Raw genomic sequence first — 26,336 nt, forward strand, 5'->3', positions numbered from 1 at the left:
TCAGCTCACCGGGTGCCGCGCAGCCTGCGCCACGGGGTGAACGTGAACACGGCGCCGCCCAGCAGGATCGCCGTACCGGCGACCAGGCCGAGTGCGCGCAGGGTGCCGTTGTCGTCGGCGCCGGTGGCAGCCGGTCCGCCGCCGGAGTCCGTGCCGCCGCCGGTCGTGGCGCCGCCCGTGTCCGAGCCGCCGACGGCCCCACCGGGCTGGGACGAGGGTCCGGCTCCAGGGAGACCGCGACACCGGCGGGCGGGGTGCAGGTCGTCGTCGTGCCGAGCGCCTTCACGGTCAGCACGCCCGGGCTGAGAGTGGACTTCCCGCTCGCGCCCGGCCTGTACGTACCCGTGAGATCGGGGATCTCGATCGGTTCGCCGGACTTGATGGGCTCCTTGTCGGTGGGGCCCTCGACATGGACCGTGCCCTTGTCGGCTCCGCCGAGCCCGACCTCCATGGAGGGCTTCACCGAATCGGCCGGGATGTCGGCGGGGCTGGCGTCGGCCGGCAGTGGATGGCGGTGGCGACCGACGCGGGCCGGGGTGTACGCGGCGCGGGGCCGCACCTTGTCGACGATCGCCATGCCGATGCGGAACACGGCCGCCGGTACGACGACGCGGAGCAGGATCCAGAAGAGCGTGACGCCCCAGGGACCGCCGACCCCCACGGCTGTTCGGCGACGGCCTTCGTCCCCTACCGCAGGGAGACCCGGTAGTCACCGTGGGCGCCCGCCGTCAGTTCGACCGGCAGTCTGAATCTGTGCCTTGATCTGTGCCTTGCGACCGGGCGCGACGGTGCCGCGCCACTGCCGTTCGTCCGGGCGCTGCTCCGGCGCGGCGCCACCAGGGCGCCGCCGGCCACGGGCGGACTCCCTGCTGCGTACAGAACGGGCGTGTACGTACGGACGGCGCGCGGCGGTTCGGCGGAGCTCAGCCCGCGGCCCGCTGTCCGCGCCGGGTCAGCCACAGCACTCCGGCCGCTCCGGTCAGCAACACCGTGCCGCCGAGCGTCATCGCCGAGTCCAGCGGCCCGGTCTTCGGCAGGGTCGTGTCCGAGGTGTCCTTCGAGCCGCCCGCCGCCGTCACGTCGGGTTCGAGCGACGGCTTCGGACTGTTGCCCGGGGTGCGGGTCGTGGTCGTACCAGCGCCTTGACGGTGAGCACTCCGGCGGTGAAGCCGACCTTGCCGCTCTTCCGCGGGGTGTACGTACCCGACAGGTCGCTGATCTTGATCGGGGTGTTCGCCGGGATCGCCGCGGTGTTCGCCGGTCCCGGGACCTGGACCCGACCCGATTCGGCGCCGGTCGACCGGATGACCGCGCCGGGCTTCATGGCACCCTTCCCAGCTCGACGGGGCTGGACGAGACACCCTTCCGGAAGGACATCGTGAGCGTGTAACTGCTGCCGCTCTTCACGCCCTTGATCTCGATGGGCGGCACCGCGCTCTTGTCGCCGATCGGGGTCCTGCACGTGTAGTCGACGTCCACGACCGCGGCGTGGGCGGCGGGCGCGGCCGGCAGCACCACCGAGCCGGCCAGCGCGGACGCCGGCGCGAGAGCTGTTCGCTTCGGGTACGGCACCTCGGTTCCCCTCATGCCGGAAGTCGCCGCGCGCCGCATCACTCCGACGCACGTTACTGACGACACATCAGATTGGGCGCTCGAGGTACGCCTTGGGCCGTATGGAGGGAAGACAAAGAGCGCGCCGATCCGGCGCGCTCTTCGGGGGTGAGGAGGAGGGGCCGAACGGCCCGACGGTTCGGGTGGTGACTACGCGGGGGCGGCAAGCTCCGCCCATACGGTCTTGCCCGGCTCGCCCGGCACCCGCTGGACACCCCAGTCCAGGCAGAGCCGCTGCACGATGAACATGCCGTGCCCGCCGGGCCGTCCCGCCCGGTGCGGGGTGCGCGGCGCGGGCTGTCCCGCACCGCCGTCGACGACCTCCACCCGCAGCACCTTCGGGGCGCAGGCGATGCGCAGCTCCTCGGGTCCTTCCGCGTGCAGGCAGGCATTGGTGACCAGCTCGGAGACGACCAGCAGGACGTCCTCGGCGGCTGCGCGCCGGTCGGCGCTCGACGCGGGGAGCCAGCCCCAGTCGTGGAGTGCCTGGCGGGCGAAATCGCGGGCCGTCGGCACGATGCCGCTGACCTGCCGCAGGGGCAGCGTGCGCCACTGCCGGTCGACGGGCCCGGAGGAGGCTGCGCCGTCGCCCGCGCCCTCCGGCTCCCGGCCGAGGTCGCCCGGCGGATGCTGCCGGGTGGTGCTCATCAGCGCTTCACCTCACCGATTCACCATGTCGCCATTGAACAGATACAGATACAGATAGGGGTGCAGCCGCCGATACGGATACCGACCGCATACAGAGTGTGCGGGCCGCCCAGGTCACAAGAGGTTCGCCGGGATGTCTCCTGCCCGGCCGTATCGTGACAACACCCACTTCGCCCCCGCGGAATGCGTGAGGCAGGCGACGCCCGGGACGGGTGAGCCTGCGCTCCGGGCCACGATCAGGCGTCCAGCGCCGATTCGAGGGAGTCGTGGACGGTGAAGACCGCCTCGGCCCCGGTGATCTCGAAGACCCTCGCCACCATCGGCAGCATTCCGGCCAAATGGACCCCTCCCCCGGCCGCCTCCGCCTTGAGGCGGGCACCGAGCAGCACATTGAGCCCGGTGGAATCACAGAATTCGAGTCGCGAACAGTCGACCACCAGGCGGGTCCGTCCTTGTTCGACCGCGCTCTCCAGGGGTTCGCGGAGCAGATCGGCGGTGTGGTGATCCAACTCACCCACCGGCGTCACTACCTCGCTGCGCCCCTCGGTCCGGACCTCGACCTCAAGTCGACCCCGGTGCGCACTGCCGACCGTCTGGCGGTCCATGCCCGTCCCTCTTCGCCGTCCGTCACTGCCTGCGTCACCATGCGCGTCACCGTCTGTGATGACGCGTGCGGTTGCGTGTGTAGCCGTCGCTGACGTCCTCAAAACACTACGCGTTTCGTGCGGCACACGGTAGCCGAAGACCTCAACAAACCGGACATATGGCATCAATTGGCGGTTGTATCTGCACGTCCGGACCGGGTAAGGGTAGAGGGACACCCGAAACACGACCGGCTTTGGAGGCGCCGCTTCACCGCAGGAACACGTATGGGCATCGGCAGCCATATGCCGAGAACGATGGAGGAGACCATGTCACCCCGGCTCGACGAACCGCGTACCCATATCGCGACGTCAGCATGTCCTCAGGGACTGACCGAATCAGACTCCCCTGCCGCGGGCGCCGTACCCGGCCCGCGCCGCAGCACCAGCAGCACCAAGGACAGCGACGGTCTCGAAGGACTTCCCGAGATCTCGCCGTACGACGAAGTGGGCGCACTGGACGCCAGGGCGCTGTCGAAGACACTCTTCGCGCGGCTCGAAACCCTCGAAGAAGGCACCTACGAGTACGCGTACGTACGCAACACACTCGTCGAACTGAACCTGGCCCTGGTCAAGTTCGCCGGCTCCCGGTTCCGCTCCCGCAGCGAACCCATGGAGGACATCATCCAGGTCGGCACCATCGGCCTGATCAAGGCGATCGACCGGTTCGAGCTGAGCCGGGGCGTCGAGTTCCCGACTTTCGCGATGCCGACCATCATCGGCGAGATCAAACGGTTCTTCCGCGACACCAGTTGGTCCGTGCGCGTCCCGCGCCGACTGCAGGAGTTGCGGCTCGACCTGGCCAAGGCGGGCGACGAACTCGCCCAGCAGTTCGACCGGGCGCCCACCGTGGGCGAACTCGCCGAGCGCCTCGGACTCACCAACGACGAGGTCGTCGAAGGCATGGCCGCGAGCAACGCGTACACCGCGAGCTCGCTCGACGCCAAGCCCGAGGTGGACGAGACCGAGAGCGCCCTGACGGACCGGCTCGGCTACGAGGACCACGGGCTCGAAGGCGTCGAGTACGTCGAGTCCCTGAAGCCGCTGATCGCCTCGCTGCCCGGTCGCGACCGGAAGATCCTCTCGCTCCGCTTCGTCGCCAATATGACGCAGTCGGAGATCGGCGACGAACTCGGCATCTCCCAGATGCATGTCTCGCGGCTGCTCTCCCGGACGCTGGTCAAGCTCAGGAAGGGCCTGACGCTGGAGGAATGACCCCGGAGTTCCCCGCGCCCCCGCGGGACCACTTGCGGAAGGACCTGCCCGGCAAGGGGCAGGTCCTTCCGCATTGTTGACGGAGCGCCACGTTCGGAGTTGCCGCTCAGAGGGCGCGTTCGCCGCGCTGCCGGACCGCCCGGACCAGGGGGACGCCTGGCCGGTAGGCGAGGTGGACATGGCTGGGGGCGTCGAGGAGGACCAGGTCGGCGCGGGCGCCCGGGGCGATGCGGCCGATGTCCGTGCGGCGCAGGGCCGCCGCGCCGCCCGCGGTGGCGGACCAGAGAGCCTCGTCGGGGGTCATGCCCATGTCCCGTACGGCCAGGGCGATGCAGAACGGCATGGACGAGGTGAACGACGAGCCCGGGTTGCAGTCCGTGGACAGTGCGACGGTGGCACCCGCGTCGAGGAGGCGGCGGGCGTCGGGCCAGTTCGCGCGGGTCGAGAACTCGGCGCCGGGGAGAAGTGTGGCGACGGTGTCGCCCTGGGCGAGGGCGTCGACGTCCGCGTCGGTGAGGTGCGTGCAGTGGTCGGCGGAGGCGGCGTCCAGCTCGACCGCGAGCTGGACGCCGGGGCCGTGACCGAGCTGGTTGGCGTGGACCCGGGGGTGCAGGCCCTTGGCCAGGCCCGCGGTCAGGATCGCGCGGGCCTGGTCGCCGTCGAACGCGCCCTTCTCGCAGAACACGTCGACCCAACGGGCGTACGGGGCACAGGCGTCGAGCATCGGTCCGGTGACCAGGTCGACGTACCCGGCGGGATCGTCGGCGTAGTCCGGGGGGACGACGTGGGCGCCGAGGTAGGTGACCTCGTCGGTGTGGCGGGCGGCGATGCGCAGGGCGCGGGCCTCGTCCTCGACGGTGAGCCCGTAGCCGGACTTGGTCTCGAACGTGGTGGTGCCCTGGCGGAGCGCCTCGGCGAGGTAGCGGGCGACGTTGGCGTCCAGCTCGTCGTCGGTGGCGGCGCGGGTGGCGGCGACCGTGGTGCGGATACCGCCCGCGGTGTAGGGGCGGCCGGACATCCGGGCGTTGAACTCCTCGGTGCGGTCGCCCGCGAAGAGGAGGTGGGAGTGGGAGTCGACGAACCCCGGGATCACCGCGCGGCCGCCCGCGTCGACGGCGTTGTCAGTGTCGGGTGCTTTGCTTGATTCACCGGTCCAGACGACCCGGTCGCCCTCGATGACGACGGCCGCGTCCAGGATCCGGCCCAGGGGGGAACCGTCACCGAGGGAGGGGTCGTTGGTGACCAGACTGGCGATGTTGGTGATGGCGGTCGTCGTCATCGGGGGACTGCTCTCCTTGCGTGGGTCCGGGGTCAGCCGTGCAGGACGGCGATGGCCGAGGCGAGTGCTGCGGGGACGTCCTCGACGAGCGCGTGCTGCCCGTCACGGACGATGTGCCGGCCGGCCACGACCGTATGGCGCACATCGGCTGCGGAGGCGGCGAATACGACTGCTTCGGCGGCCAGTCGGGGCACCGGTCCCGCTGTTCTGACGGAGTCCAGGGCGACGGTGGTGAAGTCGGCGAGCGCGCCCGGTTCGAGGGCGCCCGCGTCGGGCCGGCCGAGTGCGGCGTGCCCGTCGAGGGTGGCGGCGCGCAGCAGTGCGGCCGCCGTCCAGTGGCCGCGGGCATGGGTGCGCAGACGCTCGTTGAGCTCCATCGCGCGGGCCTCTTCGAAGAGGTCGATCACGGCGTGACTGTCGCTGCCGAGGGAGAGCGGCGAGCCCGCGCGCTGGAGGGCGACGGCGGGTCCGATGCCGTCGGCGAGGTCGCGTTCGGTGGTGGGGCACATGCAGGTGCCGGTGGCAGAGACACCGAGCAGCGCGATGTCCTCACTGCTGAGGTGGGTGTTGTGGATGCCGGTGGTGCGCGGGCCGAGGACCCCGTGGTCGGCGAGGAGCCGGGTGGGGGAACAGCCGTGGGCGGCCTGGCAGGCATCGTTCTCGGCGGTCTGTTCGGAGAGGTGGACGTGCAGGGGGGCCTGCCGCTCCTCGGCCCACTTCGCCACCGTCGCGAGCTGCCCGGCGGGCACGGCGCGTACGGAGTGGACGGCCGCGCCGATCAGGGCGTGGTCGCTGCCCTTGAGCAGGGAGGCGCGTTCGGCCCAGGCGTCCGCGGTGGTGTCGGAGAAGCGCATCTGGTGCGGGTCGGGCTTCCGGTACTGGCCGGGCCGCTCCCCGAATCCGGCGGCGAGATAGGCCGTGTCCAGCAGGGTGATCCGGATCCCGGCCGCGTCGGCGGCGGCGATCAGGGCTTCGCCCATCGCGTTGGGGTTGTTGTACGGGGCTCCGCCCGGCGCATGGTGCAGATAGTGGAACTCGCCGACCGCGGTGATGCCTGCCAGCGCCATCTCGGCGTACACGGCACGGGCCAGGTGGTAGTACGTATCGGGAGTGAGCCGGGACGCGACCTGGTACATGAGCTCGCGCCAGGTCCAGAAGGTGCCGGAGCCGACCTGGACGGTGGAGCGCAGAGCGCGGTGGAAGGCGTGCGAGTGCGTGTTGGCGAGCCCGGGCACCGTGAGTCCGCGCAGCACGGTGGCGCCCGGCAGCGGGGCGTCGACGCCGGTACGGATCCCGGCGATCCGCCCGTCGGCGACGTCCAGGGTGACGCCCGGCTCGACATGGGTGCCGAGCCAGGCGTGGGACATCCAGAACGTGGCGGTGCGGTGCGCGCCCGTCGGTGTCGTTGTCAGCTGCACGCGAGACCTTCCAGTACATCGGCGAGTGCGGTCACCCCGGCGGTGCAGTCGTCCTCGGCGGCGTACTCGGCCGGCGAGTGCGAGATCCCGGTGGGGTTCCGTACGAACAGCATGGCGGTAGGGACTGAGGCGGACAAAATACCCGCATCGTGTCCGGCGCCGGTGCCGAGGACGGGCACGGCGCGGCCCGCGTCGTCGCCGCCCCGGCCGGTCAGGATCTTGCCGAGTTCGTCACGCAGGGCGTGCTGGAACTCCACGACGGGCGTGAAGGACTCCCGTACGACATCGAGATCGATGCCCGCACGCTCGGCGTGCTCCCGGGCGGCCCGCTCGATGCCGGTGACGACGGCGTCGAGGGTGTCCTGGTCGGCGGCGCGCGAATCGAGCCAGCCACGGACGAGGGAGGGGATGGCGTTGACGCCGTTCGGCTCGACGGCGATCTTCCCGAAGGTGGCGAGGGCACCGGTGAGCTCCGCCTCGCGGCGGGCGGCCAGCACGGTCTCGGCGTACGTGAGCATCGGGTCGCGCCGGTCGACGAGCCGGGTGGTCCCCGCGTGGTTGGCCTCGCCCCGGAAGTCGAACCGCCAGCGGCCGTGCGGCCAGATCGCGGAGGCGATACCGACCGGGTCGCCGGTGAGGTCGAGGGAGCGCCCCTGCTCGACATGGAGCTCGACGAACGCGCCGATACGGGCCAGCCGTTCGGGGTCCGGGCCGATGGCGCCGGGGTCGTACCCGGCCGCCTCCATGGCCTGCGGCAGTGTGATGCCGTCGCCGTCGCGGAGCTGGTGCGCCTTCTCGACGGTCAGCTGCCCGGCGGCGAGCCGGGACCCGGCACAGGCGAGCCCGAACCTGGCCCCTTCCTCGTCGCCGAAGTTGGTGATGGCGAACGGCCGGGTGAACTCGGCTCCTCTGCGGCGGAGTTCGTCGAGCGCCGCGAAGGAGGAGACCACGCCGAGCGGCCCGTCGAACGCACCGCCGTCCGGCACGGAGTCGAGGTGCGACCCGGTGACGACGGCGTCGTCACCGAGCGGATCCCCGAGCCAGGCCCACTGGTTCCCGTTCCGGTCGACCTCGTACCCGAGCCCACGCGCTTCGGCCTGCTCCCGGAACCAGACCCGGCAGTCGGCATCGGCACCGGTCCAGGCGTACCGCCGGTACCCACCGCTCTCGGGGTGGCGTCCGATGGGGGCAAGTTCCTTCCACATGGCCTGGAAGGACGGCTGTCCGGCCCCTCCCGGTCCCTGCGGACCATGGGGGAGGGAGGGCGCCGGGGAACCCTCGGCGCCCACGGAACCGCTTCCGCCCGTCAGGCTCACTGCCCCTCCGTCATGGGAACCCGCACGCCCTTGTCCGCGGCAACGGACTCCGCGATGTCGTACCCCGCGTCGACGTGCCGGATGACCCCCATTCCCGGGTCGTTCGTCAGCACCCGGCGGATCTTCTCCCCCGCCAGCTTCGTACCGTCGGCCACGGTCACCTGACCCGCGTGGATGGAGCGCCCCATCCCGACGCCGCCGCCGTGGTGGATGGAGACCCAGGAGGCGCCGGACGCCACGTTGACCATGGCGTTCAGCAGGGGCCAGTCCGCGATCGCGTCGGACCCGTCGAGCATCGCCTCGGTCTCGCGGTACGGGGACGCCACCGACCCGCAGTCCAGGTGGTCGCGGCCGATCGCGAGCGGTGCGGCCAGCTCGCCGGAGGCCACCATGTCGTTGAACCGCTCACCGGCGCGGTCGCGCTCGCCGTAGCCGAGCCAGCAGATCCGGGCGGGCAGCCCCTGGAAGTGGACGCGCTCGCCGGCCATCTTGATCCACCGGTGCAGCGACTCGTTCTCCGGGAAGAGTTCGAGCATCGCCTTGTCGGTCCTGTGGATGTCCGACGCCTCGCCGGACAGCGCGGCCCAGCGGAACGGGCCCTTGCCCTCGCAGAACAGCGGACGGATGTACGCGGGCACGAAGCCGGGGAAGTCGAATGCCCGGTCGTAACCGGCGAGCTGGGCCTCGCCGCGGATCGAGTTGCCGTAGTCGAAGACCTCGGCCCCGGCGTCCATGAAGCCGACCATCGCCTCGACGTGCTTGGCCATCGCCTCGCGCGCCCGCTGCGTGAAGTCGGCGGGCTTCTCGGCGGCGTACGAGGCCATGTCGTCGAAGTCGACGCCGATCGGGAGGTACGCGAGCGGGTCGTGCGCGCTGGTCTGGTCGGTGACGATGTCGATCGGGGCGCCCTCGGCGAGCATCCGGGGCAGCAGCTCCGCCGCGTTGCCGAGCAGCCCGATGGAGAGCGGCTTGCGCGCGTCGCGCGCCTCGGTGGCGAGCTGGAGCGCGTGCTCCAGGGAGTCGGCGCGCACGTCCAGGTAGCGGTGCTCGATGCGGCGCTCGATGGCGCGCGGGTCGCAGTCGATACAGATCGCGACGCCGTCGTTCATGGTCACGGCGAGCGGCTGGGCGCCGCCCATGCCGCCGAGCCCGGCGGTCAGGGTGATCGTCCCGGCCAGCGTCCCGTTGAACTTCTTGGCGGCGACGGCGGCGAACGTCTCGTACGTGCCCTGCAGGATGCCCTGCGTACCGATGTAGATCCACGAACCGGCCGTCATCTGGCCGTACATGGTGAGTCCGAGGGCCTCCAGGCGGCGGAACTCCTCCCAGTTCGCCCAGTCGCCCACCAGGTTGGAGTTGGCGATCAGGACGCGCGGCGCCCACTCGTGGGTCTGCATGACACCGACCGGGCGCCCGGACTGGACAAGCATCGTCTCGTCCTGCTTGAGCGTCTGCAACGTGCGCACCATCGCGTCGAACGAACGCCAGTCGCGGGCCGCCTTGCCCGTGCCGCCGTAGACGACGAGCTTGTCGGGGTGCTCGGCGACCTCGGGGTCCAGGTTGTTCTGCAGCATGCGGAGGGCGGCTTCCTGCTGCCATCCCAGGGCGCTCAGTTCGGTACCGCGCGGTGCCCGTACGGGGCGGGGTCCTGACATGACAATGCCTCCTCGCGACTGTGTTGCTTCTATTCACATCCTGCTGCTCTGAATACTTATAGTCAACAGGCGCGCCCGAAAGACCTGCCTCGAAGGCGGGAGACGACACCGGACGCGGACAGAACACGACAGGGGCGGCAGCGGGTCCGACGGTTTCCCATCGCCTTCCGCATGTACCTATGGAAAATGCCAGAACTCCCGCCTGGGGCGGGCACGTTGCGTAGCCTCTAGGTCACAGCCGCACGTCAGGTCGGGAGGAGTCCGCGTGCCCGGAATCGACGAGTGCCTGCTCGACGTCATGAGGCTGCCCGGTGCCCGCGGCGCCGCCGTGGTCGACTGGACGAGCGGTCTCGCCCTAGGCACCATCGGCGACTCGCCCAACGGCGATCACGAGGCGACCGCCGCCGAGACGGCCGAGGTGGCGCGCATGGCGGCGGAGCAGCCCGTGTTCACCCTCTCCGTCCCGGAACCCTCAACAGGCCCGGGCGAGAACGACGTCACCGCGACGGGCGTCGCGCCGCCGGTGGAGGACGTCATCGTCACCACCCGCACCGGCTACCACATCCTCCGATTCGTCGAGACGGCCTTCGACAGCAGCGTCTTCCTGCATCTGTGGCTCGACCGCTCCGAAGGCAACCTGGCGCTGGCCCGGATGAGGCTGGGCGAGATGGCGGAGCGGCTGGTCCTGGCATGAGCACCACCGCGCCCGAGAGCACACCTCCCGAGAGAACCTTCCCCGTGAGAGCAGCCTCCGCCCTCTCCCCGATGCTTCAGCGTCTCGCCGCCGAGCGCGCCACCGGCGCCCTGATGCGCGACCGCGGCACGCTCTACCTCGCCGACGGCCAGGTCGTGCACGCCGAGAGCCCTTCGACACCCGGCATCGACATCCTGCTCACCGCGAGCGGTGCCCTGCACCGCGACGGCTGGTGGGACGCGGTCGCCCAGGCGGGCGCCGGGCAGCAGGTCGGCCGCTACCTGGTGGACAGCGGACGGTTACCCGGCGGCGCACTGGAGCTCTGCCACTTGAGTGCGCTGTACGACGCCGCCTTCTTCGCCCTCGCCCCCACCCGTACCCCGGCCCGGTTCCGTTACGGGGTCTCGCACTGGATCGGTCCCGTGCACCCCGTCCCCGTCGATGCCGTGGAGCGCGAGACGCTCAGGCGCCGGGAGTTGCTCGACCGGATCTGGCCCGACGCGGTGACCGACTCCGCGCCGCTCGCCCGGGCGGCCCATCCCGTCGACGCTCCTGTTCCGTCGCGCCGTCGCCGCGTACTCGACCTGGTGGACGGGGTACGTACGGCATCCGACATCGCCCAGCACCTGGGCCGCTCGGCGTTCCACACCCTCGTCGACCTGCGGCGGCTCACGGCCGCCGGACTGGTCGAAGCGGTCCGGCAGACGGCCGCCCCGTCCGCCTCCGCGCCCGGCCGGATCACGTTCCCCGAGGTCACGGCCGACCCCGACGTCGCCCTGCTGCGCCGGCTCAGAGACGCATTGGAGGCCCTGTGATACGCGCGCTCAGACAGCGTGCCGGGAGGAGACAGCTGATGGTTCCCGAGGCCGAAGTCCAGGACGTCCTGGACGAACTCCAGCGGCTACGGGCCCGGGTGCCGCTCCTCGCGGGCGCGCTGGCGGCCAGCACCGACGGCCTCGTCCTGGCGCAGGACACCCCTGGAGTCGAGGCGGAGGGCGTGGCCGCGCTCACCGCGGCCGCGCTCGGCGTCGCGCTCCGGATGGCGGAGGCGACCGGCCGGGGCGGCTTCCGCGAACTGCTCGTACGTGGCGAGACCGGCTACATCGCCACCTACGCGGCGGGCTCCTCCGCCGTCCTCACACTCCTGGCCGAGGACCGGATCAACGTCGGCCGGCTCCACCTGGAAGGCCGCCGGGCGAGCGCCCGGATCGGCGAACTGGTCGACGCCGCACTGCGACGCAGCGCACCACCCGCGCCGGCGCCGCACGCCCCGCGCCCACGGACCCCACCCCCCGGCCCCCTCCCGCACCGCACGTAGCACCAGTCGCACCGCACCAGGAACGCCAGAAAACGGAGCCGGTCACCTCGGCCGGCAAGGAAAGGAACGAGCACTCATGGCCAACACCGAAGCGTCACTCAAGGAAGCGATGACGTCCATCGAGGGCACCCTCGGTGTCGCACTCGTCGACTACACCAGCGGCATGGCGCTGGGCACCCTCGGCGGCGGCAAGGACTTCAACCTGGAGGTCGCGGCCGCGGGCAACACGGATGTCGTACGCGCCAAACTCCGCACCATGGAACACCTCGGCATCAAGGACGAGATCGAGGACATCCTGATCACCCTCGGCAATCAGTACCACCTGATCCGGCTGATGAAGGCGCGCGGCAGCAACGGTCTCTTCCTCTACCTGGTGCTGGACTCAAGCCGCGCCAACCTGGCGATGGCCCGCCACCAGCTGAAGCGGATCGAGTCCGAACTGGAGGTCTGACCTCCGCAGACCGCTCTCAGCGACGCCGCGCCCCACCTGGCGCGGCGTCGCCCGCCACCGGCCCGGTCGTCCGGTACGCCGCGACCTGCTTGCCTGCGGGCCGCCCCTTCTCCACCCAGTCGGTCCGCACCCAGTACAGGACGTCGTTCTTCCGCTCCCACTGCCCGATCCGGACGGACTTGGCCCAGAGGCCGGCCCCCGCACCCGCCAGCATCAGCCCACCGGCGCCGGGCAGCAGGAACCCGCCGGCGGTCGCCACGAGAAACCCGCCCAGCAGCCACCACCGGTGGCCGCGCCGCCAGTTGCGTACGGTCACGGCCCGGTCCTGGAGGAAATCCGTCCGCCCGGCGCGGGTGGCGGCCCTCGTCAGCTCCGCATACCTGCGCCCGCGCGCGAGCGCCACCACCCCTGCGGTGATCACGAAGAGCGCGGCTCCGGCGAGCAGTCCGATCCGACGGCCGGTGAGCCCCGGGACGAGCGCACCGACGGCGGCGGCGAGCAGCCCCGGCCACCACAGCGGTACGGCTCCGGCCCGTACGATCACGGCCACCCTCGCCAGTGACTGCGCTCCACGCCCCACGTCCGTACCCCTCTCGACAGCCGTCGAAGCTGATTCTCCGGGCGCAGATTAATGGCCGTATATGAGCGGTGTCTGAGAATCGGCGAGGAAGTCCGGCCACCGGCCGGACTTCCCTCGGTACAGAACACCCGCCCTGCCGTCCCGGCCCTCGACGCAGGCGAACCCGCCTCCACAGCACCGGGTCCCAGCCACCGGATTCCGGGTCCGTCAGCGCCGGCAGCCGACGCGGCCCGGCCGCCGCCGACCGCTCACCCAGCCGCAGTCCCGGCGTCGGCACGACGGTCCGCCCGGTCCCGGGCGCCGACGACAGCCTCCGGACGCTCCCCCAGCCAGGCGCACCCCGCCCGTCCCCTCCTCACTCCACGAACAGCCCGCGCGCCGCCGCCCGTGCGTCGAACTCCTCCAGCCGCGCCTGCGCGTCCGGCAGGTCGTCGCACATCGCCTCCAGCAGCACCCGCCCCAGCAGCATCGGCGCGCACGCCGTGTCGAAGGCGAGTCCGGTGCCGACGGCGGCGGGAATCAGCAGGTCACTGTGTTTGGCCACCGGGGCGAACGCCGAATCGGCGACCGACACCACCGTCAGTCCCTGCTCCTGGGCGTAGGCGAGCGCGTCCACGACCTCCTTGGGATGGCGCGGCAGCGCGAAGCAGACCAGCGCGCTCGCCCCCGCCCGGCATGCGGCGTCGATCCGGTCGTGCAGCATGCTGCCGCCTTCGTCGAGCACGCGCACGTCCGGGTGGACCTTGGCGGCGAAGTAGCCGAAGCCACGCGCCTGCGAGGAGGCGGCGCGCAGCCCGAGCACCGGCAGCGGACGCGACGCGGCGAGCAGCCGCCCCGCGCGCTCGACCGGAGTGGGGTCGGCGAGCAGCTCGGCGAGGTGCTGCAGGTTCTCGATCTCGGCGCGCACGGCCTGCTGGTACTCGTTGTACGTGTCCGCGGCGCCCGTGCCTCCCTCGACGGGTCCGGGCGCGACCTCCCGGAGATGCCTGCGCAGCGCCGGATACCCGTCGAACCCGAGCGCGACGGCGAACCGGGTGACGGACGGCTGGCTGACCCCGGCGAGCTCGGCCAGCTCCACACTCGACAGAAACGGGACGTCCCCGGCCCTGCGCACCATCGAGTGCGCGATCCTCCGCTGCGTGGGCGTGAGCCGGTGCCCCTCGAAGAGCTGCTGCAACCGCGCGGCCGGGCTGCTCCCGCTCATGCTGTCCCCCTACTGTTCGTACTGGTGAGATCGGTGTTCCACAGGTCTGTACAGCGGTCGAACAGCTCCCCGGCCGCCACCTTCACATCATGGGTGAGCGGCCGGTCCGCGAACTCCGCTTCGAGCAGGGAATCGGCCAACGCGAACGCCCGCCCGACCGGCAGACCGGGATCAGGTCGCAGATCGCGCAGCCTCAACGCCCGTACGGCGGAAACGAGTTCGCAGGCGACGACCTGCCGGTAGGCGCCGCACACGCGCAGCGTCTGGCGGGCCGCCAGCGAGGCGAAACTCGCCTGCTCCTCCACGCCTCGGGACAGCACGGCGTGGCCGAGCGAGGCGGGCGCGGAGTACGCCCGCAGATCGCCGAGGGCGGCCCCGGCCGCGTACTCCAGGATCATCACGCCCGACGAGGCTGGTTCGCCGTCGGCGAGGAAGGGCCTCAGCCGCGTGAAGGACGGCTCGTTGAGCGCCGACAGCCGCGAGGTGGAGAGCCGCGCGACCTGCACGACTGCAAGTCTGAAGTGGTCGAGCGCCAGGGCGAGTTGAGCCATGTAGAAACCGCCGTGGTGGTAGGCGGCAGGGCTGTCGTTGAGACCGGCGTCCGGGCAGATCAGCGGGTTCTCGGCGGCGGCGTTGATCTCGATGGCGAGGACGCGTTCGAGCGCGTCGGCGGCGTCCTGCGCGGGCCCGTGGATCTGCGGCAGACAGCGGAAGCCGTACGGGTCCTGGATCCGGCCGAGCGGGGGTCCCGGGCGGTCGGGGACACCGAGCAGCTGCCGCATCCGCGCCGCGACCCGGTACGAGCCGGGGTGCGGACGGGCGGCGTGGACCGGTTCGGCGTAGGCCTCGTACGAACCGTCGACCGCGAGCAGCGAGAGCGCGGCAACCACCTCGGTGGCGGTGACGAGCCGACGCAGCTCGTCGAGTGCGAGGGCGGCCTGGCCGAGGGTGAGAGCGTTGCTGCTGATCAGCGCGAGGGCGTCGTTGTTGTCGAGCGGCTGGGGTTCGGGGGCGGCGCCGGGCCCCTCCCAGGGGTGTTCCCCGGCGAGCGCGAGGCCCGCCTGGGCGAGGGCGGCGATGTCCCCGGTGCCGACCGAACCGAACTCGTTGATCACCGGGTGCGCCCCCGCCTCCAGCGCCTCACAGAGCGCGGTGACGACGGTGGACCGCAGCCCGGCGCCGCCCGCGAGCAGCTGATTGGCGCGCACGGCGAGCATCGCGCGGACCTCGCGGGCGGGCAGCGGTTCGCCGATGGCCCCGGCGTGACTGCGCAGCAACCGCAGCCCGTGGTCGGCGGCGGCCTCGGTCGGGACCTCCTCGTTGCGATTGGCGCCGACCCCGGTGGATCGCCCGTACACCCGCCCGGTCGCGGCGAGTTCCCGGGCTGCCGCCCAGGACCGGTCGACCCGCTTCATCGCCTCTGCACCGGGCACGGGCCGGGCGGCGCCGCGGGCGATCCGGACGACATCGGCGACGGGGAGGGTCTCTCCGTCGAGCTCGACGATGGAGACGGCGTGGTCCGCGGCCCATCCACCGAAGGGCGAGGAGTCCATCATGTGGGACGACATCATGCGCAAACACTCCTCATCCGGACACTCGATCTTGCCTTTCGGGCTTCCGTAACCAGTGTTTTACCCCGAGGCATTGACAACCTATTCAGTCAGCAAGAACTCTGCATGACTATATGCAGCCGGGGCAAGGGACGACTGGTGATCAAATTCGACGCGGTGAACAAGCACTTCCCGAACGGCACGACAGCAGTTCATGAGCTCAGCCTCACCATCCCGGAGGGTGGCATCACCGTCCTGGTCGGTTCGTCCGGCTGCGGCAAGACCACCACGTCGACGACCCCAAGACTCTGATCCCCGGCCAACACGTGGTCCCCCCGATCGCGGACCGCGCGGCGGACTCCACGGCCGCAGGGCACTGGCCCGCCTGGGCGCCACCCTCACGACAAAGGACCTCACGGAGCTGAACCGCCTGGTGGACAAGGACAGGAAGACCCGGAGGACGTGGCGCCCGACTGGGCCGCGGCGCACGGCCTGACAGAGAAGTAAGAGAAAAGGAGCAATCCCCGATGGCCGACTCCCTCGTCGAGCGCCGCTCGATCGACGTCGTACCGGACGAAGAACGGCACGGCACCGCGTTCTCCCAGTTCACCCTCTGGCTCGGAGCGAACCTCCAGATCACCGCAGTGGTCAGCGGCGCTCTCGCGGTCATCTTCGGCGGCGGCGCCTTCTGGTCCCTGATCGGCCTGCTGGTGGGCAACCTGCTCGGTGGAGCGGTGATGTCGCTGCACTCGGCGCAGGGCCCCAGGCTGGGCCTGCCCCAGATGATCTCCAGCCGGGCACAGTTCGGGGTGCGGGGCGCGGTCGTGCCGCTGCTCCTCGTCGTCGTGATGTACGTCGGCTTCTTCGCCAGCGGCAGCGTGCTGGCCGGCCAGGCGGTCGGCGAGCTCACCCACCTCGGGCAGACCCCCGGCATCCTCGTCTTCGCCGCGATCACCGCGCTGATGGCGGCGATCGGCTACCGGGTCGTCCACGCCCTCGGCCGGGTCGCCAGTGTGGTCTGCGCGCTGGCCTTCATCTATCTCGGCATCCGGCTGCTGGACCGGATCGATCTCGGCGCCACCCTCGCCGACCGCGCCTTCGACCTGCCGATGTTCCTGCTCGCGGTGTCGATCGCGGCGTCCTGGCAGCTGGCGTTCGGGCCCTACGTCGCGGACTACTCGCGCTACCTGCCGCGCCACACGAGCTCCCGCGCCACCTTCTGGTGGACGCTGGCCGGCACGACGCTCGGCGCCCAGTGGTCGATGGCCTTCGGCGTGCTGGTCGCGGCATCCGCGGGCGCGGCGTTCCTCGACGACCAGGTCGGCTACGTCGTCTCGCTGGGCGGCACCGGACTGATCGCCTCACTGCTCTACTTCGTGATCGCGCTCGGCAAGCTGACCATCAACGTGCTGAACACCTACGGCGGGTTCATGTCCGTGGTGACCGGCGTCAGCGGCTTCCGCGGGCAGCGGGCGCTCTCGCAGCGCGGCCGCTCCGCGTACATCGCCGTGATCATGATCGCGGGCACGGCGGTCGCCCTGCTCGGCAAGGACACCTTCCTCGCCTCGTTCAAGGACTTCCTGCTGTTCCTGCTGACCTTCTTCACCCCGTGGTCGGCGATCAACCTCGTCGACTACTACCTGATCTCGCGCGAACGGTACGACATCCCGGCCCTGTCCGACCCGGGCGGCCGCTACGGCGCCTGGCGCTGGGACGCACTGACGGTGTACGTCGTGGGCATCGTCGCCCAGCTCCCCTTCCTGGCGACGACCTTCTACACCGGCCCGCTGGTGGAGCCGCTGGGCGGCGCGGACATCTCCTGGGTGATCGGCCTGCTCGTACCGGCCCTGCTGTACTGGCTGCTCGCCCGCCGCGACACCACCCATGTCCCGGCCGCCACCATCATGCCGACGGACCGGGTCCCGGCGGCCTGAGAGCCTGTCGGGTGACCTCTGATCGGGCGTCCTGTGCCGTTGCAGGCCCCCGCCCGGCGGTACGCCCGCTCGGCCCGACCCCCGAAGAGGGGGGTTAGCCCCACTGCCTCAGGCCCCTCCGCTCCGTACCGTAGGTACATGGAAGCCCGCGACCCTGAGCTCAAGAGTGAGCTGAATGCCACCTTGCAGGCCCGCAGTGAACTGGGGCCGGAGTACGAGTCCGCGCTCATCGACTCGTTCCTGGAGAAGGTCGACCAGCGTCTCGACGTCACGCTCGACCGGCGGGTGCGGCGGCATCTCGCCGAACAGCAGACGATGGTCGCCCGGGGGGCCCGGACGCCGCCGGCTCCGCTGGGGAACTTCGGCGAGCGGTTCGGGTTCGGGGTCGTCTCGCTGATCCTGGCCGTCCCGCTGTCCGCGATCGGGGCCGCGAACGCCGGGATCGACGGGCTCGTCGTGGCCTGGTTGGGGATCGTCGGGGTGAATGTCGCCCAGATCGCCCGTAGCCGGCCGTTGTTCCGGCGCTCGGAGGAGCGTACGAAGTCCGACTGGGAGGGCTGAGTGGCCGGCGGCTACGCCTGGCGTGTGGACAGCACGGTCAGTCGGCGCGGGTGACGTGGCGCGGGCCGCTGGTGGTGCAGGCGACCGCCCGGGGCGGGACGGCACAGGACAACGACGTCGGCCTCGGCAGGGTTCTACGAGCGAGTCGCCTCGTAGTCGGGGAGCGCGGCCGGGGTGGTCCGGGTTGCCGGGCGCATGGTCAGGATCAGTACGGCCAGCCCGGCGAAGATGACCGCGGCGACGACGCCGGTCACGTGCACGCCGACGGTGAACGCCTCCCGCGCGCTACGCAGCAGTTCCGCGCCCTGACCGGCGGGAAGGTGCCGGCTGGCGGCGACCGCGCCGGCCAGCGAGTCGGACGTGCCGTCCATCCGGCTGCGGTAGACCACCGCGGCCACCACACCGAGCAGCGCGAAGCCGAGAGAACCGCCGAAGTAGTTGCCGGTCTCCGACATCGACGCCGCCGAGCCGGCGCGCTCGGGCGGTACGGACCCGACGACCAGCCCGGTGCCCAGCGCGAACAGCGGGCCGGTGCCCAGCGCCAGTACGGCGATGCCGGTCATCACCAGCGGCAGGGCGCTCGCACCGTCGACGCCGACCAGCAGCAGGCTGCCCAGCGCCGACCCCACCAGCCCGCCGGCGATCGCGGTCGTCTGCTTCATCCGCCGTCCCAGCGCCGGCGCGGCCATGGTGCCGACCGCCACACCCAGGCCCATGGGGGCGAACAGCACCGCCGACGCGAACGGCGAGTGGCCCAGCACGCTCTGCAGGTACTGGGTCACCAGCAGGCCCGTACCGGCCATGGCGATGCCGGCGAACACCAGCGCGACGAGTACGGCCGTGAACGGGCGGTTGCGCAGCAGCCGCAGGTCAAGGAGTGGAGTCTGAAGCCGCAGTTGCCGGCGTACGAACAGGAATCCGGTGGCCGCGCCGACGACGAGGGCCACCGCCGGCACGACCGGCTCGCTCTCGACGGTCAGCTGCTTGACGCCGTAGACCATCAAAAGCACTGCCACGAGTGAAAGACCGACGCCGGCCAGATCCAGCCGGCCGGCCTGGTCGCTGCGGAACTCCGGCAGCAGGACCGGCCCGGCGAGCAGCAGCACCGCCATCGCCGGCACGGCGACCAGGAACACCGATCCCCACCAGAAGTGCTGGAGCAGGAATCCGGCCAGTACGGGTCCGAGCGCGCCGCCGGTGAACTGGCAGGTCGCCCAGATCGCGATGGCCTGCCCGCGCTGTCGTCCGTCGCGGAACATGTTGGTGATCAAGGCAAGTGTGGACGGCGCCAGGGTCGCGCCGGCAACGCCCAGCAGCGCACGCGCGACGATCAGCGTCAGCGGGTCGGCGGCGAAGGCGGCCACGACCGACAGCACCGCGAACGCCGCTCCGCCGATCATCAGCAGTCGTCGACGGCCGATCCGGTCGCCGAGCGTACCCATCGTGATGACCATGCCGGCCACCATGAATCCGTAGCTGTCACTGATCCACAGCTGCTGGACGTTGGTGGCACCCAGGTCGGCGCTCAGCCGTGGGAGCGCGAGGAGCAACGCCGTCATGTCCATCGCGACGAGCAATGTCGGCAGCATGAGGACGACCAGTCCCAGCCATACCCGGTTGACTCGCATATCCGAAACTCCCTGTTCTCTCGACGTTTCGCCGGTTGGTCGGAGCGGTCGGGAGCTTCTTGACATCGGTACCGACGGAAATCTCTCGCGTCTGTCACGGTGGGGCGTCACCAGACATGGCGACCTCGCGGTCCGGGCGATGCGACGGCGAAAAGCTCATGCGAAATTTCTGGCGGAGGATGTCAAGACGGCGGCGGCGGCTCCGACCAACCGGTCGAAGGGCCCCGCCGGGGCTCGCGAACCACGAGGAGCACGAGATGAAGTTCCTGATCAGCCTGCATATCAACCCGGCCGTGATCGATGCGCTGACCGACGAGGAGAAGGCGGCGATCGGCGACGGCCACGGCACGTTCATCGAGGCGCTGAAGAAGTCCGGCGAGCTGATCACCACGCAGGCACTGGTCGATCCGTCACAGGCCACTGTGGTGTCCGTACGCAACGGCCGGCCGGTGGTGACCGACGGCCCTTTCCTGGAGTCCAAGGAGTATCTGGGCGGCTTCTACCTGATCGACTGCGAGAACAAGGAGCGGGCGATCGAGCTGGCAGCGCAGATCCCGGACACCGCGATCGAGGGTCTGGGGGTCGAGGTGCGGCAGGTGATGTTCGCTGACGGACAATTGGAGGCATGACGGCACCGGACTTCGAGGACCTGCTGCGTGAGCTCACTCCGCAGGTCCTCGGCGCGTTGGTACGTCGGCACGGCCGGTTCGAGGGGTGTGAGGACGCCGTACAGGAGGCCGTCCTCGCCGCCACCGTGCAGTGGCCGGCCGAGGGAGTGCCGAACAACCCGCGCGGCTGGCTGGTGACTGTCGCGTCCCGGCGGCTCATCGACCAGATGCGCAGTGACCACGCGCGCCGCGAGCGGGAGTCGGCGACGGCTGCCGAGGTGGTGCCCGAGGACGTACCGGACACCGACGACACGCTCGTCCTGCTGATCCTGTGCTGCCATCCGACGCTGACCGCGGCCTCCCAGACCGCCCTGACGCTGCGGGCGGTCGGCGGCCTGACCACTGCCGAGATCGCCCGCGCATTCCTGGTGCCGGAGGCCACGATGGCGGCCAGGATCAGCCGGGCCAAGCAGCACATCAAGGCCGCCGGCAGCTCGTTCGGTCTGCCGGACGGCGCGGAGCGCGAGGAGCGGCTACGGGTCGTCCTGCACGTGCTCTACCTGATCTTCAACGAGGGCTACACCGCCTCCTCGGGCAGCGAGTTGCACCGCGCCGACCTCGCGCACGAGGCGATCCGGCTGGCCAGGATGGTGCACGCGCAGCTGCCCGAGGACGGCGAGGTGACCGGGCTGCTCGCGCTGATGCTGCTGACCCACGCCCGCCGGGAGGCACGTACGACGGCGGCCGGCGACCTGGTGCCGCTGGACGAGCAGGACCGTACGAAGTGGGACCACGGGCTGATCGACGAGGGCATAGAGCTGGTCAAGGTGTCGCTGGCCGGCTCGGCGCTGGGGCCTTACCAGCTGCAGGCCGCCATCGCAGCCACGCACGCCGACGCGGCCACGGCCGAGGAGACCAACTGGCCGCAGGTGCACGCCCTTTACCTGATCCTGGAACGGATCGCACCCAACCCGATGGTCACCCTCAACCGGACGATCGCGCTCGCCGAGACCGAGGGCCCGTCGGCCGGGCTGGCCCTGCTGTCCACATTGGACAGTGACGAGCGGATGGCCGGGCATCACCGGCTGCTGTCCGTACGGGCGCATCTGCTGGAGAGGACCGGCGACACGGCCGGGGCGTACGAGCACTACCGGCGCGCAGCGAAGTCCACCGCCAGCATCGCCGAGCAACGCTACCTGGAGTCCCGGGCCGACCGGGTGAGAACCTAGTGCCGCGATCCCTCCACATGCAGCTTCAGCGCTGCGAGGGGTGGCGGGTTTCTGGCGTATCCGGGTCATGCCCCTACGAGACGCCGGCGCTGCCCGGAGACCCCGACCAGTCGCTGGTCGTCCATACGCCGGAGCCGGACAGCGAGAGTGCGGAGCGGATCGCGCTGCCGGCACGCCGGGTCGCGCCCGCCGGATGAGCGGCCCCTGACCGCTGGTGGACGCGCATGGAGATAAGTCGCGGGGACCGCCGCACCCCCGGTTTCCCAGGGGGCGGGACGACGGCGGTCCCCGCGAGGGACGCGGGTCCGGGTCAGGGCCGGGTGCGCGCGTCCTGGCGACAGTGGAGGTCCGGGAGCCGCTCCGTAGTCCGCGTCGCCGTCTTGGGTGCCGGCGGGTTTCCCTGCCGACACCCACCACTGTGCCGGAACCGTGTTAAGCCGGTGCTGCGCGTACGTGTCGTGCTCGTACCGTTTTCGCGAAGCCCTGACTCGCTCCCTACTGCTTCGGGCCCGCGTCCTTCGCCAGGAACGCCAGCAGGTCCTGCCTGCTCACGACCCCCTTCGGCTTGCCCTCCACCAGCACGATCGCCGCGTCGGCGCCGCCCGCGCCGCCGAGCACCGACATCAGGTCCTCGACCGGTTCGCCGGAGCCGACCTGCGGAAGCGGCGGCGACATGTGCTTCTCCAGCGGGTCGGTGAGCGAGGCGCGCTGCGCGAACAGCGCGTTCAGCAGTTCCCGCTCCACGACCGAACCGATGACCTCGGCGGCCATCACGTCCGGGTGGCCGGCGCCCGGCTTCACGATCGGCATCTGCGAGACGCCGTACTCGCGCAGGACGTCGATCGCCTCACCGACGGTCTCCTCCGGGTGCATATGGACGAGCGTCGGCAGCGGACCGTCCTTGTGGTCGAGCACGTCGCCGACGCGGGCGGACGTACCCGTGTCGTCCAGGAAGCCGTAGTCGGCCATCCACTCGTCGTTGAAGATCTTGCTCAGGTAACCGCGGCCGCTGTCCGGGAGGAGTACGACGACCACGTCGTCCGGTCCGAGGCGCTGCGCGACCTCCAGAGCCGCCACGACAGCCATGCCGCAGGAGCCGCCGACGAGCAGCCCCTCCTCCTTCGCGAGCCGCCGGGTCATCTGGAAGGAGTCCTTGTCGGACACGGCGACGATCTCGTCCGTGACCGTCCGGTCGTAGGCGGTCGGCCAGAAGTCCTCGCCGACGCCCTCGACCAGGTACGGACGACCGGAACCGCCGGAGTAGACCGAGCCCTCCGGGTCCGCGCCGATGATCTTGACCGAGCCGCCGCTGACCTCCTTCAGGTAGCGGCCGGTGCCGGTGATCGTGCCGCCGGTGCCCACGCCCGCCACGAAGTGGGTGATCTTCCCGTCCGTCTGCTCCCACAGCTCGGGACCGGTGGTCTCGTAGTGCGAGCGCGGGTTGTTCGGGTTCGAGTACTGGTCGGGCTTCCAGGCACCCGGTGTCTCCCGGACCAGCCGGTCCGAGACGTTGTAGTACGAGTCCGGGTGCTCGGGGTCAACGGCCGTCGGGCAGACGACGACCTCCGCACCGTAGGCGCGCAGCACATTGATCTTGTCCGTGGACACCTTGTCCGGGCAGACGAAGATGCACTTGTAGCCCTTCTGCTGCGCGACGATCGCCAGGCCGACGCCCGTGTTGCCGCTCGTCGGCTCGACGATCGTGCCGCCGGGCTGCAGCGCGCCGCTCTCCTCCGCGGCCTCGATCATGCGCAGGGCGATCCGGTCCTTGACCGAACCGCCGGGGTTGAAGTACTCGACTTTGGCCAGCACCGTCGCCTGGATGCCGGCCGTGACACTGCGCAGCCTCACCAGCGGGGTATTGCCAACGAGACTGATCATCGAATCGTGAAATTGCACCGTGTTACTCCGGGGTCTCCGAGATGGTGCGGCCAGGGTATGCGTACGGGCATGAGATTGGGCGAAGCGATTGGGCGACGGTCGTTACGGGGCAGTTAGCTGTAAGTACGGCGGTACGTCAACGAGGAGGTGGACCGGACTGTGTCGAGAGCAAGGGTGGCACGGCGGATCGCGGCGGGCGCGGCCTACGGCGGCGGCAGTATCGGACTGCTCGGCGCGGCGGCGGCAGGCGTGTTGCTGGCGGAGGTCCAGCTGGCGAAGCGGCAGGTGGGCGGCGGTGTCGCGCCGGTTCCGCCCAGTGCGGACGGGCGGTACGGGGTGGCGTTCACCGGTCCCGCGGAGCCGCTGCGGCTCGGGCTGCTCGGTGACTCGACCGCGGCCGGCCAGGGGGTGCGCAGAGCCGGGCAGACGCCTGGGGCCCTGCTCGCCTCGGGTCTCGCGGCGGTGTCGGAGCGGCCGGTGGATCTGCGGAACGTCGCGCAGCCGGGGGCCCGGTCGGACGATCTGGAGCGGCAGGTCTCGCTGCTGCTGGCCGACACGTCCCGTACGCCGCACGTCTGCGTGATCATGATCGGGGCGAACGACGTGACGCACCGGATGCCCGCCACCCAGTCGGTGCGGTGCCTGACCACCGCCGTACGCAGGCTGCGTACGGCGGGTGCGGAGGTGATCGTCGGGACCTGCCCGGATCTGGGCACGATCGAGCCGGTGTACCAGCCGCTGCGCTGGCTGGCCCGACGGGCGAGCCGTCAGCTGGCTGCGGCGCAGACGATCGGCTCGGTGGAGCAGGGCGGGCGGACGGTGTCGCTGGGCGACCTGCTGGGACCGGAGTTCGAGGCGAACCCGCGTGAGCTGTTCGGCCCGGACAACTACCACCCGTCGGCCGAGGGGTACGCGACGGCGGCGATGGCACTGCTGCCGACCCTGTGCGCCGTGCTGGGGCTGTGGCCGGAGTCCGACCGTCTCGACGGATCGCGGCGCGAGGACATGCTGCCGGTGGCCAAGGCGGCGTCCCAGGCGGCCCGGGAGGCCGGTACGGAGGTCACGGGGGCGCGGGCGCCGTGGGCTCTGCTCAAGCACCGCAGGCGCAGGCGCCTGCCCGCCGCCACGGAGCCGGCTGTGCCACCCTCGGATGTACAGCATCCGGACGGACAGCACCCGGAGGTCCAGCATGTGGACGGGAAGCACGTGGACGGCCGGCATCCGGACAGGAAGCATCCGGACGGCCGACGTCCGGACGGGAAGCGCCCGGACGTGCCGGTGGAGAGGGACCCGCGCGCAGGTGGGGACGCGGGCACGGGTCCCGCGCCCCGGACCGCCTGAGCGGTCGCTTAGAAAAGAGGCCCGCATCACACGGCCTGCCGGGTGACCTCGGCGATACGTGCGGGTAACTTCCAGGACAGTCCCGCTGAGCCCTGCTCAGCCCGCCGGGCCTCCCGCTCGGTCCTGCTCAGCCCAGACAGCCAGACAGCCTTCCAGCCCTCATGGAGCCGCGTGATGCCCGAAGCCGTGATCGTCTCTGCTGCCCGTTCCCCCATCGGCCGGGCCTTCAAGGGGTCGCTGAAGGACCTGCGGGCGGACGACCTGACCGCCACGATCATCCGGACCGCGCTGGCCAAGGTCCCCGAGCTGGACCCGAAGGACATCGACGACCTGATGCTCGGCTGCGGCCTCCCCGGCGGCGAGCAGGGCAACAACCTGGGCCGCATCATCGCCGTACAGATGGGAATGGACCACCTTCCCGGCTGTACCGTCACCCGCTACTGCTCGTCCTCGCTGCAGACCAGCCGCATGGCGCTGCACGCCGTCAAGGCCGGCGAGGGCGATGTCTTCATCTCCGCCGGCGTCGAGATGGTGTCCCGCTTCGTGAAGGGGAACTCGGACAGCCTGCCGGACACGCACAACCCGCTCTTCGCCGAGGCCGAGGCGCGCACCGCCGCCCGCGCCGAGGAGACCGGCGCACACTGGCACGACCCGCGCGAGGACGGCCTCGTCCCGGACGCGTACATCGCGATGGGGCAGACCGCCGAGAACCTGGCCCGGCTCAAGGACGTCACCCGTCAGGACATGGACGAGTTCGGCGTACGGTCGCAGAACCTCGCCGAGGAAGCCATCAAAAACGGCTTCTGGGCGCGCGAGATCACCCCGGTGACGACCCCCGACGGCACCGTCGTCGCGCAGGACGACGGCCCGCGTGCGGGCGTCACGCTGGAGGGCGTGCAGGGTCTGAAGCCGGTCTTCCGCCCCGACGGCCTGGTCACCGCGGCCAACTGCTGCCCGCTCAACGACGGTGCCGCCGCGCTCGTGATCATGTCCGACACCAAGGCGCGCGAACTGGGCCTGACCCCGCTGGCCCGGATCGTCTCGACCGGCGTCTCCGGCCTCTCCCCCGAGATCATGGGTTACGGGCCGGTGGAGGCGAGCAAGCAGGCGCTGAAGCGCGCCGGCCTCACCATCGACGACATCGACCTGGCCGAGATCAACGAGGCGTTCGCCGCCCAGGTGATCCCCTCCTACCGCGACCTCGGCCTGCCGCTGGAGAAGGTCAACGTCAACGGTGGCGCCATCGCCGTCGGCCACCCCTTCGGCATGACCGGCGCGCGGATCACCGGCACGCTGATCAACAGCCTGCAGTTCCACGACAAGCAGTTCGGTCTGGAAACCATGTGTGTGGGCGGCGGCCAGGGCATGGCGATGGTCATCGAGCGGCTGAGCTGAGCTGTAGCGGAGAGTAGGGGTCGCCTGAGGTACGAAGGCGGCACCTGCTCGCAGCGGAAGCGAAGCGAACGCGACCACGGGATCGAGCGGCTGAGCTGAGCTGTAGCGGAGAGTAGGGGTCGCCTGAGGTACGAAGGCGGCACCTGCTCGCAGCGGAAGCGAAGCGAACGCGACCACGG

Annotated in this window: 21 protein-coding genes and 5 pseudogenes; 13 read left to right on the top strand and 13 right to left on the bottom strand. The window is 70.9% G+C overall.

All coding sequences use genetic code 11. The annotated features are described in order from the left end of the window. Positions 1–5: 5 nt before the first annotated feature. The 4 genes and pseudogenes from AB0I23_RS41685 to AB0I23_RS17245 all read right to left on the bottom strand — a co-directional run. A pseudogene (locus tag AB0I23_RS41685) lies at positions 6–811 on the bottom strand (hypothetical protein); the annotation flags it as partial. A gap of 112 nt (positions 812–923) precedes the next feature. Then, positions 924–1,587, bottom strand: a pseudogene (locus tag AB0I23_RS17235) (peptidase). A gap of 174 nt (positions 1,588–1,761) precedes the next feature. After that, a complete protein-coding gene (locus tag AB0I23_RS17240; protein WP_359110048.1) occupies positions 1,762–2,259 on the bottom strand; it encodes an ATP-binding protein in 498 nt (165 codons plus the stop codon). A gap of 236 nt (positions 2,260–2,495) precedes the next feature. Then, entirely contained in the window at positions 2,496–2,864 is a 369-nt protein-coding gene (locus tag AB0I23_RS17245; RefSeq protein ID WP_359110049.1) for an STAS domain-containing protein, read from the bottom strand. A gap of 306 nt (positions 2,865–3,170) precedes the next feature. Here AB0I23_RS17245 and AB0I23_RS17250 point away from each other — a divergent pair, with 306 nt between their 5' ends. Further along, positions 3,171–4,115 (top strand): RNA polymerase sigma factor SigF, encoded by a 945-nt coding sequence (locus AB0I23_RS17250; protein ID WP_359110185.1) that lies wholly within the window; start codon positions 3,171–3,173, stop codon positions 4,113–4,115. A gap of 106 nt (positions 4,116–4,221) precedes the next feature. Here the strand turns inward: AB0I23_RS17250 and hutI are convergent, their stop codons facing one another. The 4 genes from hutI to hutU form a co-directional block, all read right to left on the bottom strand. Continuing rightward, positions 4,222–5,394 carry an imidazolonepropionase gene (gene hutI / locus AB0I23_RS17255; RefSeq protein WP_359110050.1) on the bottom strand — a complete coding sequence of 391 codons (1,173 nt, stop codon included), beginning with the start codon at positions 5,392–5,394 and terminating at the stop codon, positions 4,222–4,224. 32 nt (positions 5,395–5,426) lie between these two features. Further along, positions 5,427–6,812: a formimidoylglutamate deiminase gene (locus tag AB0I23_RS17260; RefSeq protein WP_359110052.1), complete on the bottom strand. Its 1,386-nt coding sequence runs from the start codon at positions 6,810–6,812 to the stop codon at positions 5,427–5,429. Next, on the bottom strand, positions 6,803–8,017 hold the full coding sequence (locus AB0I23_RS17265; RefSeq protein WP_359110187.1) for an allantoate amidohydrolase: 1,215 nt from the start codon (positions 8,015–8,017) through the stop codon (positions 6,803–6,805). Before AB0I23_RS17265 ends, AB0I23_RS17260 begins: the two co-directional genes overlap by 10 nt. Positions 8,018–8,124: 107 nt before the next feature. Further along, positions 8,125–9,783 carry a urocanate hydratase gene (hutU, locus tag AB0I23_RS17270; RefSeq protein ID WP_359110054.1) on the bottom strand — a complete coding sequence of 553 codons (1,659 nt, stop codon included), beginning with the start codon at positions 9,781–9,783 and terminating at the stop codon, positions 8,125–8,127. Between the two features lie 265 nt (positions 9,784–10,048). Between hutU and AB0I23_RS17275 the strand changes: the two genes are divergently transcribed. The 4 genes from AB0I23_RS17275 (at position 10,049) to AB0I23_RS17290 (ending at position 12,246) form a co-directional block, all read left to right on the top strand. Beyond that, positions 10,049–10,477: a hypothetical protein gene (locus AB0I23_RS17275; RefSeq protein WP_359110056.1), complete on the top strand. Its 429-nt coding sequence runs from the start codon at positions 10,049–10,051 to the stop codon at positions 10,475–10,477. Further along, positions 10,474–11,292 (top strand): transcriptional regulator, encoded by an 819-nt coding sequence (locus AB0I23_RS17280; protein ID WP_436846949.1) that lies wholly within the window; start codon positions 10,474–10,476, stop codon positions 11,290–11,292. The genes AB0I23_RS17275 and AB0I23_RS17280 overlap by 4 nt, the downstream gene beginning before the upstream one ends. A gap of 38 nt (positions 11,293–11,330) precedes the next feature. Continuing rightward, a complete protein-coding gene (locus tag AB0I23_RS17285) occupies positions 11,331–11,795 on the top strand; it encodes a roadblock/LC7 domain-containing protein (protein ID WP_359110057.1) in 465 nt (154 codons plus the stop codon). A 76-nt stretch (positions 11,796–11,871) separates the two neighbouring features. Further along, complete coding sequence (locus AB0I23_RS17290) at positions 11,872–12,246, top strand: hypothetical protein (RefSeq protein WP_359110059.1); 375 nt, start codon at positions 11,872–11,874, stop codon at positions 12,244–12,246. Positions 12,247–12,262: 16 nt separating this feature from the next. On the opposite strand, the gene AB0I23_RS17295 is transcribed toward AB0I23_RS17290, so the two are convergent. From AB0I23_RS17295 to AB0I23_RS17305, 3 genes are all read right to left on the bottom strand, one after another. Next, complete coding sequence (locus AB0I23_RS17295) at positions 12,263–12,796, bottom strand: hypothetical protein (RefSeq protein WP_359110061.1); 534 nt, start codon at positions 12,794–12,796, stop codon at positions 12,263–12,265. A 385-nt stretch (positions 12,797–13,181) separates the two neighbouring features. Then, a complete protein-coding gene (locus AB0I23_RS17300; RefSeq protein ID WP_359110063.1) occupies positions 13,182–14,030 on the bottom strand; it encodes a MurR/RpiR family transcriptional regulator in 849 nt (282 codons plus the stop codon). Further along, positions 14,027–15,598, bottom strand: coding sequence for an aromatic amino acid ammonia-lyase (locus AB0I23_RS17305; protein WP_436846954.1), 1,572 nt, complete (start codon positions 15,596–15,598; stop codon positions 14,027–14,029). The genes AB0I23_RS17300 and AB0I23_RS17305 overlap by 4 nt, the downstream gene beginning before the upstream one ends. Positions 15,599–15,706: 108 nt before the next feature. On the opposite strand from AB0I23_RS17305, the pseudogene AB0I23_RS17310 reads away from it, so the two are divergent. The 4 genes and pseudogenes from AB0I23_RS17310 to AB0I23_RS17325 form a co-directional block, all read left to right on the top strand. After that, positions 15,707–15,871: pseudogene (locus tag AB0I23_RS17310) on the top strand (ATP-binding cassette domain-containing protein); the annotation flags it as partial. 5 nt (positions 15,872–15,876) lie between these two features. Continuing rightward, positions 15,877–16,087, top strand: a pseudogene (locus AB0I23_RS17315) (glycine betaine ABC transporter substrate-binding protein); the annotation flags it as partial. Between the two features lie 20 nt (positions 16,088–16,107). After that, on the top strand, positions 16,108–17,514 hold the full coding sequence (locus tag AB0I23_RS17320; protein WP_359110065.1) for a purine-cytosine permease family protein: 1,407 nt from the start codon (positions 16,108–16,110) through the stop codon (positions 17,512–17,514). 138 nt (positions 17,515–17,652) lie between these two features. After that, complete coding sequence (locus AB0I23_RS17325) at positions 17,653–18,075, top strand: hypothetical protein (RefSeq protein WP_359110067.1); 423 nt, start codon at positions 17,653–17,655, stop codon at positions 18,073–18,075. 134 nt (positions 18,076–18,209) lie between these two features. Here the strand turns inward: AB0I23_RS17325 and AB0I23_RS17330 are convergent, their stop codons facing one another. Further along, the gene (locus AB0I23_RS17330; protein WP_359110069.1) at positions 18,210–19,703 is read right to left on the bottom strand and encodes an MFS transporter; all 1,494 of its coding nucleotides are present in this window, start codon (positions 19,701–19,703) and stop codon (positions 18,210–18,212) included. Between the two features lie 257 nt (positions 19,704–19,960). Here AB0I23_RS17330 and AB0I23_RS17335 point away from each other — a divergent pair, with 257 nt between their 5' ends. Together AB0I23_RS17335 and AB0I23_RS17340 are read left to right on the top strand one after the other, a co-directional pair. Then, positions 19,961–20,332, top strand: a complete 372-nt coding sequence (locus AB0I23_RS17335; RefSeq protein ID WP_359110070.1) for a YciI family protein — start codon at positions 19,961–19,963, stop codon at positions 20,330–20,332. Next, entirely contained in the window at positions 20,329–21,540 is a 1,212-nt protein-coding gene (locus tag AB0I23_RS17340) for an RNA polymerase sigma factor (protein ID WP_359110072.1), read from the top strand. The genes AB0I23_RS17335 and AB0I23_RS17340 overlap by 4 nt, the downstream gene beginning before the upstream one ends. Positions 21,541–22,035: 495 nt before the next feature. On the opposite strand, the gene AB0I23_RS17345 is transcribed toward AB0I23_RS17340, so the two are convergent. Beyond that, positions 22,036–23,439, bottom strand: a complete 1,404-nt coding sequence (locus AB0I23_RS17345) for a cystathionine beta-synthase (protein WP_359110074.1) — start codon at positions 23,437–23,439, stop codon at positions 22,036–22,038. A 156-nt stretch (positions 23,440–23,595) separates the two neighbouring features. Here AB0I23_RS17345 and AB0I23_RS17350 point away from each other — a divergent pair. Further along, a pseudogene (locus AB0I23_RS17350) lies at positions 23,596–24,597 on the top strand (SGNH/GDSL hydrolase family protein); the annotation flags it as partial. A gap of 339 nt (positions 24,598–24,936) precedes the next feature. Continuing rightward, positions 24,937–26,157, top strand: a complete 1,221-nt coding sequence (locus AB0I23_RS17355) for an acetyl-CoA C-acetyltransferase (protein ID WP_359110076.1) — start codon at positions 24,937–24,939, stop codon at positions 26,155–26,157. The last annotated feature ends 179 nt before the right edge of the window (positions 26,158–26,336 follow it).

This window comes from Streptomyces atratus (assembly GCF_040655115.1).
Classification (GTDB): Bacteria; Actinomycetota; Actinomycetes; order Streptomycetales; family Streptomycetaceae; genus Streptomyces; species Streptomyces atratus_D.

Excerpts from the sequence above, each read along its gene's own strand:
- AB0I23_RS17240 (WP_359110048.1), bottom strand. The coding sequence starts at position 2,259 with ATGAGCACCACCCGGCAGCATCCGCCGGGCGACCTCGGCCGGGAGCCG.
- AB0I23_RS17245 (WP_359110049.1), bottom strand. The coding sequence starts at position 2,864 with ATGGACCGCCAGACGGTCGGCAGTGCGCACCGGGGTCGACTTGAGGTC.
- AB0I23_RS17250 (WP_359110185.1), top strand. The coding sequence starts at position 3,171 with ATGTCACCCCGGCTCGACGAACCGCGTACCCATATCGCGACGTCAGCA.
- hutI (WP_359110050.1), bottom strand. The coding sequence starts at position 5,394 with ATGACGACGACCGCCATCACCAACATCGCCAGTCTGGTCACCAACGAC.
- AB0I23_RS17265 (WP_359110187.1), bottom strand. The coding sequence starts at position 8,017 with ATGTGGAAGGAACTTGCCCCCATCGGACGCCACCCCGAGAGCGGTGGG.
- hutU (WP_359110054.1), bottom strand. The coding sequence starts at position 9,783 with ATGTCAGGACCCCGCCCCGTACGGGCACCGCGCGGTACCGAACTGAGC.
- AB0I23_RS17280 (WP_436846949.1), top strand. The coding sequence starts at position 10,474 with ATGAGCACCACCGCGCCCGAGAGCACACCTCCCGAGAGAACCTTCCCC.
- AB0I23_RS17285 (WP_359110057.1), top strand. The coding sequence starts at position 11,331 with ATGGTTCCCGAGGCCGAAGTCCAGGACGTCCTGGACGAACTCCAGCGG.
- AB0I23_RS17290 (WP_359110059.1), top strand. The coding sequence starts at position 11,872 with ATGGCCAACACCGAAGCGTCACTCAAGGAAGCGATGACGTCCATCGAG.
- AB0I23_RS17300 (WP_359110063.1), bottom strand. The coding sequence starts at position 14,030 with ATGAGCGGGAGCAGCCCGGCCGCGCGGTTGCAGCAGCTCTTCGAGGGG.
- AB0I23_RS17305 (WP_436846954.1), bottom strand. The coding sequence starts at position 15,598 with ATGTCGTCCCACATGATGGACTCCTCGCCCTTCGGTGGATGGGCCGCG.
- AB0I23_RS17320 (WP_359110065.1), top strand. The coding sequence starts at position 16,108 with ATGGCCGACTCCCTCGTCGAGCGCCGCTCGATCGACGTCGTACCGGAC.
- AB0I23_RS17325 (WP_359110067.1), top strand. The coding sequence starts at position 17,653 with ATGGAAGCCCGCGACCCTGAGCTCAAGAGTGAGCTGAATGCCACCTTG.
- AB0I23_RS17330 (WP_359110069.1), bottom strand. The coding sequence starts at position 19,703 with ATGCGAGTCAACCGGGTATGGCTGGGACTGGTCGTCCTCATGCTGCCG.
- AB0I23_RS17335 (WP_359110070.1), top strand. The coding sequence starts at position 19,961 with ATGAAGTTCCTGATCAGCCTGCATATCAACCCGGCCGTGATCGATGCG.
- AB0I23_RS17340 (WP_359110072.1), top strand. The coding sequence starts at position 20,329 with ATGACGGCACCGGACTTCGAGGACCTGCTGCGTGAGCTCACTCCGCAG.
- AB0I23_RS17355 (WP_359110076.1), top strand. The coding sequence starts at position 24,937 with ATGCCCGAAGCCGTGATCGTCTCTGCTGCCCGTTCCCCCATCGGCCGG.